Origin of the sequence: Galactobacter sp., assembly GCF_022712295.1 — a bacterium.
Classification (GTDB): Bacteria; Actinomycetota; Actinomycetes; order Actinomycetales; family Micrococcaceae; genus Galactobacter.
The window spans coordinates 1-2,508 of sequence record NZ_JALAGT010000072.1 but is presented as its reverse complement, the minus strand read 5'-3'; the positions used below and the strand labels follow the sequence as shown (position 1 = coordinate 2,508).

Here is a 2,508-nt window from a genome sequence, read left to right as displayed (position 1 = left end):
CCACCACACCCGAAGAACTCCCCCACGAAGTCCTGCCGCAGCAAACGGCCTATCGCAAAGGAAACAGACCCGACACCCAGGACGCTGCCTGACGCATCGAGCGGCCCTGCTCATGGGAGTGCAGTGAGTTCCCTGACCACGGCATCCACGATCTGCAGGTCGGCAGGGATCCACTCCACCGCGTCCCGGAGCTCCGGATCCAGGGCAAGCACGCGCAACTCGGAATGATCCTCCAACGTCCGCGGGGTCCCCGAGACCACCTCGACGGCCCAGACGCGCATGGACGCTGTCCCCTTCAACGGCCAGCCCCGTTCAGCCGAGGGACCCACGATCTCCGCACCGACGGAGACCTCGACCCCGAGTTCCTCACGCAGCTCCCGCTGCAGTGCCGCCACGGGGTCCTCCCCCGGTTCGACCTTCCCGCCAGGGAATTCCCACAACCCGGCCAGCGCCGCAGGCGCCGACCGGCACCCGGCGAGCAACGTCGTCGGGCACTGCAACGAATCCACGATGGCCGCCCCGACCACCTGGGTCCAGCTCATCAGCTTCCCCGCTGCGCGCGGGCCGAAGCGTAGAGGCAGAGCGTCGCCGCGGTGCCGACATTGAGGGACTCGGCTCGTCCATAGAGCGGGATGGCGACCCGATCCAGGCAAGCAGCCAACTCGTCGTCGGACAGCCCCTGACCCTCATTGCCGAAGAACCAAGCCGTAGGTGCGGTCAGGGAGAAGCGCTTGGCCGCACCCTTGACGGTGGACCCCACCCGGCGAGCGGCCGCGTCGTCCTGAAGCACATCCAGATCGGTGTCGCCGTAACCATCCGCGGCCAGCGCCGAGATCCCGGCACGCTTCAGGGCGACGGAGGCGTCCTCGAGCGACACGCCCGTCACCACGGGCAGGTGGAACAAGGAACCCACGGTGGAGCGCACCACCTTGGGAGAGAAGACGTCCACGGTCCCGGACAGAGCGATCACACCGGTGGCGCCGGCCGCGTCCGCCGCACGCAGGATGGTCCCGGCGTTACCCGGGTCCTGCACCCGGGCCAGCACGGCGACGAGCCCCGCACCCTCCCGCGCTACCGTCTCCAACGGCACCGACACCGCCGCCTGTGAACAGCGCGCCACGACCCCCTGCGGGCGGACGGTGTCGGCCAGCACGGCCAACACCTCATCGGTCACCAGGTGGGTCCGCACGCCATCCATCACGAGTCCCGGTTCACGCTCGGCGCGCTCGGCCGTGATGAAGACATCCTCCACCAGGCGGGTGGGGGCGGAACCGCCGGACTGCTGACCACCCTTGGGACCCTTGGCACCCTTACCTCCCTTACCCTTGCCGCCCTTGCCGACCTTGCCGCCCGTGGCGGCGCGGGCGGCATCGAAGCGTTCCTGCTGGGCGACCAAGGCCTCACGCACGGCCTGCGGCCCCTCCACGAGGAAGGAACCGGTCTTCTTCCGGCCGGCGGCGGTGGAGAGCCGCGCGGTGGAGCGAACGCGTTCGGCCTGCGGGTTGCTCAAGGGTTCGGAGGCCAGCAGGGCCCCCAGTGCGTTGGACACGATGTTCACCTGTTCTGGGTGGGTCACCCGGAGAGAAGCGTGTGAAAGAAGTGGATACGTGAAAGGGACGGCACCCACTCACCAGAGTAGGTGCCGCCCCTTTTGATCACCGCTGATCAGCGGTGAGGAGTTCACTTGGCGGCAGGCGCATTCACGTCAGCCGGCAGAGCCTTCTTGGCAACCTCGACGAGGGTTGCGAAAGCTGCGGCGTCGGACACGGCCAGCTCGGCCAGCATGCGGCGGTCGACCTCGACGCCGGCCAGCTTCAGACCCTGGATCAGGCGGTTGTAGGTCATGCCGTTGGCGCGGGAAGCAGCGTTGATGCGCTGGATCCACAGGCGACGGAAGTCACCCTTACGCTTGCGACGATCGCGGTAGTTGTACACGAAGGAGTGGATGACCTGTTCCTTCGCCTTGCGGTACAGGCGCGAACGCTGACCGCGGTAACCGGATGCCCGGTCGAGAATGACGCGACGCTTCTTATGGGCGTTTACTGCCCGCTTCACACGTGCCACGTGTGTACTCCTTAAAGTTGGGGCCGCTGCGCATACCACTCATCGTGGCGGCGCGGCCTAGAGGTGTTTCGAGGTTGGTTGCTCAGATACCGAGCATGCGGCGGATGGTCCGCTGATCTGCCTTGGCCACGATCCGGTCGCCCTTCAGGCGACGGGTCAGGCGGGAGGACTTGTGCTCCAGGTAGTGGCGGCGGTTGGCCTGCTGGCGCTTGAGCTTGCCGCTACCGGTGACCTTGAAACGCTTCTTGGCCCCGGAATGGGTCTTGAACTTCGGCATGGTGAGCCTTCTCCTTGGTACTTTCCCAGGCAAGCGCCATGCATGGCGTGCCGGGGATGCTTCTCCCGATCCGTTGCCGGATCGATCGGTTCGGTGCAGGTGACCCTGTTACTTCCCGCTGCGCGGGCCGGGCCTGGGGGCCGGCTTCGGCGCGGGACGGGGAACGT

Annotated in this window: 4 protein-coding genes; all 4 read right to left on the bottom strand. The window is 67.2% G+C overall.

Features of this window, described 5'->3' with window-relative positions:
* Positions 1-110: 110 nt before the first annotated feature.
* Positions 111-542, bottom strand: coding sequence for an NUDIX domain-containing protein (locus Q0A15_RS05590; protein WP_291278544.1), 432 nt, complete (start codon positions 540-542; stop codon positions 111-113).
* Positions 542-1,549 carry an RNA methyltransferase gene (locus Q0A15_RS05585; protein WP_291278543.1) on the bottom strand — a complete coding sequence of 336 codons (1,008 nt, stop codon included), beginning with the start codon at positions 1,547-1,549 and terminating at the stop codon, positions 542-544. The genes Q0A15_RS05590 and Q0A15_RS05585 overlap by 1 nt, the downstream gene beginning before the upstream one ends.
* Positions 1,550-1,680: 131 nt before the next feature.
* Positions 1,681-2,064, bottom strand: a complete 384-nt coding sequence (gene rplT, locus Q0A15_RS05580) for a 50S ribosomal protein L20 (RefSeq protein ID WP_291278542.1) — start codon at positions 2,062-2,064, stop codon at positions 1,681-1,683.
* Between the two features lie 82 nt (positions 2,065-2,146).
* Positions 2,147-2,341 carry a 50S ribosomal protein L35 gene (gene rpmI / locus Q0A15_RS05575; protein WP_119425412.1) on the bottom strand — a complete coding sequence of 65 codons (195 nt, stop codon included), beginning with the start codon at positions 2,339-2,341 and terminating at the stop codon, positions 2,147-2,149.
* Positions 2,342-2,508: the final 167 nt, after the last annotated feature.